The organism is Deinococcus roseus (genome assembly GCF_014646895.1).
GTDB classification, from domain to species: Bacteria; Deinococcota; Deinococci; order Deinococcales; family Deinococcaceae; genus Deinococcus_C; species Deinococcus_C roseus.
Map to the genome: position 1 here is coordinate 1 of NZ_BMOD01000062.1, position 2,857 is coordinate 2,857.

Below are 2,857 nucleotides of genomic sequence, written 5' to 3' on the forward strand. Positions count from 1 at the left end.
CGTGGAACTGCTGTGCTTGCTGGTCATTGGGGTGCACCTGGATGGAAAGCCAGTCCTGGCAGTCCAGCAGTTTGATCAACAGCGGAAAGTGCTGGTGGCCCGCTCCTCTGCTGCCCAGCAGCCACTGGGGACGTTCATGAACAAGGTCATCCAGGGTTTTGCCGTGGTGGGGACCGCCTGCAATGGTGTTTCCTGCATAGACCACCCAGGCTTCTCCGATGGGGTCAGGTCCGGCTTGCAGGCGGTTTCCTCCCCACACCCTGCTGTGGAATTCGGGTTTCAGCCGAATCAGGTGACTCATGACAGCACTCCAGCAGGGGAGAGCAGGGCCGCGCCGCCCAGCAAGGCTGCATCTTCGCGCAACTGGGAAGGGAAAACCTCTGCTCCGGGCAATCCTTCCTGCAATGCTGGACCGAAATGCTTCCAGGCCCGTGAAACGTTGCCTCCCACCACCACGGCCTGTGCCTCAAACGCCTGCACATGCGGAGTGAGGATGGCGACCAGATGTTCTCCCAGCGTCTGGAAAGCGCTGCGGGCCTGGAGGTCGCCCTGGTCTGCCCGCAGACTGATTTCTTCTGCAGAGCAGCTTTCTCCGGTTAGCAAACCATAACTGTCACTGACGGCCTGACCGCAGGCATGGCGTTCTGCAAGACCGTCCAGATGAGGGGTGTTCCACAGTTCGCCTTCTGGAGGCACCTCTGGTCCTGAACGGATGATTTTCCCTTCGCGGACAAAACCGCTGCCCAGTCCGGTGCCCAGCGTGACACCAATCATGCGCTCGAAAGGCTGGCCCATCCCGGCCCAGTGCTCCCCAAGGGCAAAAAGGTCTGCATCGTTGGCAAAGAAGATCGGAAGGCCTGCCAGAGGGCTGAACTGTTGCTGGGTTTGCAGCAAGGCCCGCACATCCAGTCCGAACAACTGCCTGTACTTGTGGGTCATGCGGGAAATGCCGTGCTGGTAATCGAAAGGTGCAGGCAATGCCAGCGTGATGTGCGAGAAGCTTTTGTTTTCACAGGCCAGTGAAGCCATGGACAGGGCAGACCACCAGGTTTGCAAGATGGTCTCGGCAGCATCAACATGATGCACAGGTGCCCGCACCCGTCCGGGGTTCAGCAGGGTGCGGTGGGAAAGGTCGATGGGCGCAGCAGTCACATGACTGCCCCCCACATCCAGACAGAGGGCATATTGGGCAGGGTTTTTCATGGCGAGAGAAGGGTCATTGGGTGCTGGACCGCACCACAATCTGGGTGGGCACAATCACCTGGGTGGGTTCACTGGGACGGGACAGCAGCAGTTCCACACCCCGCCGTCCCAGGGCTTCTTTGTCGATCCTGACGGTGGTCAGCGGAGGAAAGGAGGTGCGGGCGGTGGGCAGGTCATCAAACCCCACCACCGCGATGTCCTCGGGCACTTTCAATCCCAGGCTGTAGCAGGTCTGGATCGCCTGGATGGCGGTGCTGTCGTTCCAGCAGAAAATGGCATCCGGACGGTTTTGCAGGTTCAACAGTTGCCTCACCGCATGGTCGGTGCCTGCCACCTCCTGCATGATGGGTTCCCGGAACACTTCCAGATCCGGGTCCTGTTCGAGGTGGTGGGCAATCAGGGCATAACGGTAACCCTGTCTGCGCTGGGTGATGGAGTAATGCGAGGCCGGACCGCAGATGAAAGCAATCCTTTTGTAGCCCCGCTGAACCAGCAAAGAGGTGAGCTTGAAGGCCCCTCCGAAGTTGTCGCTGTTCACGCTGTGCATTTCGGGGTGCCACAAATCCACCAGTGCCACCGGAATGCCCAGTTCACGGATTTCCTGCAACTGGCCGGGTTCAAAAGCCCCCACACACAGCAGCGCGTCTGTTTCATCGCGTTTCAGACGTTCAGAGAGGCTTTCTTCTGGGGTGCTGGAGGTGAAGGAAAGCGAGATTTTTTCGGTGTTGCAGGCATCTTCCACGCCATGCAACACGGTGGAATAGAAAGGGTTGTTGGAGAGGGTGTTGTGCTGGCGGTCATAGATGAAGGTGATCCTTTTGATGCTGCGCGAAGGCCGCAGGTTTGAAAAATCATAACCAAGTTCTTCTGCAGCTTTGAGCACACGGGCCTTGAGGTCGTCGTTGATGCCCAGCTGGTTGTTGAGCGCCCGTGAGGTGGTGCCCAGCGACACCCCTGCATGCTGGGCAATCTCCCGGATGGTGGGGCTGCTGCGGGCTCTGGTGGTCATGTTCCAAGAGTAATCCTATTTTGTTCAAAAAACAATCCTTGAACATTCGATGAACCGGTAAAATGGCTTTGGGTGTAACACTTGCGTCATCATCCCATGAAGCCCATGTCCCAGAAACCCTTTTTGCCTGCGTCTCCCCGTCCTTGCCTGGGAAATTTGCGCTTCTGGGCAATATTTCTGAATCCGATCTGAGTCCAGCTTCGGCCCATCTCGATAAAAGTTCTGAGAACTTACAATCTTTGTTCCTCGAACACATATTGACATCCGGGGAACATGGGCGTACATTGAATCCATGTTCACAACCTAAACACCGGGGAGCTTTCCACCCACCAGACCTCCTCTTCAGGCACAGTCCATCCCTCCACTTTGGACTGCCGTGCTCCCTCTGTCTGGCATCTTCTTTTCTGGCTCCCCGGCGGTGAACACCCGTGAACAAGCTTTGAACAGACCCCACTGGAGGATTTCATGAACCGCAAAACCCTGCTCACCCTTTCCCTGATTGCCCTGGCCAGCCCTGCACTTGCCAAAGACACCGTGACCATCTGGTACCCCTGGGGCGACGCCGACGGACAGACCATCCTGGACGCCGCCGCAGACTACAACAAAGCCCAGGACAACGTCACCATCAAAGCCGTGTTGGTCAGT

General features: G+C 57.6%; 4 protein-coding genes. 1 reads left to right on the forward strand and 3 read right to left on the reverse strand.

Annotated features, from left to right (window positions below):
- From IEY52_RS26280 to IEY52_RS26290, 3 genes are all read right to left on the reverse strand, one after another.
- The coding region (locus IEY52_RS26280; protein ID WP_373289939.1) for a type I phosphomannose isomerase catalytic subunit at positions 1 to 301 on the reverse strand (301 nt) is incomplete at its 3' end.
- On the reverse strand, positions 298 to 1,203 hold the full coding sequence (locus IEY52_RS26285) for an ROK family protein (protein WP_189009618.1): 906 nt from the start codon (positions 1,201 to 1,203) through the stop codon (positions 298 to 300). The genes IEY52_RS26285 and IEY52_RS26280, both read right to left, overlap by 4 nt.
- Before the next feature lie 13 nt (positions 1,204 to 1,216).
- A complete protein-coding gene (locus tag IEY52_RS26290; RefSeq protein ID WP_189009621.1) occupies positions 1,217 to 2,212 on the reverse strand; it encodes a LacI family DNA-binding transcriptional regulator in 996 nt (331 codons plus the stop codon).
- A 465-nt stretch (positions 2,213 to 2,677) separates the two neighbouring features.
- Here IEY52_RS26290 and IEY52_RS26295 point away from each other — a divergent pair.
- Positions 2,678 to 2,857: hypothetical protein (locus IEY52_RS26295; protein ID WP_229684997.1), on the forward strand; the 180-nt coding region annotated here is incomplete at its 3' end.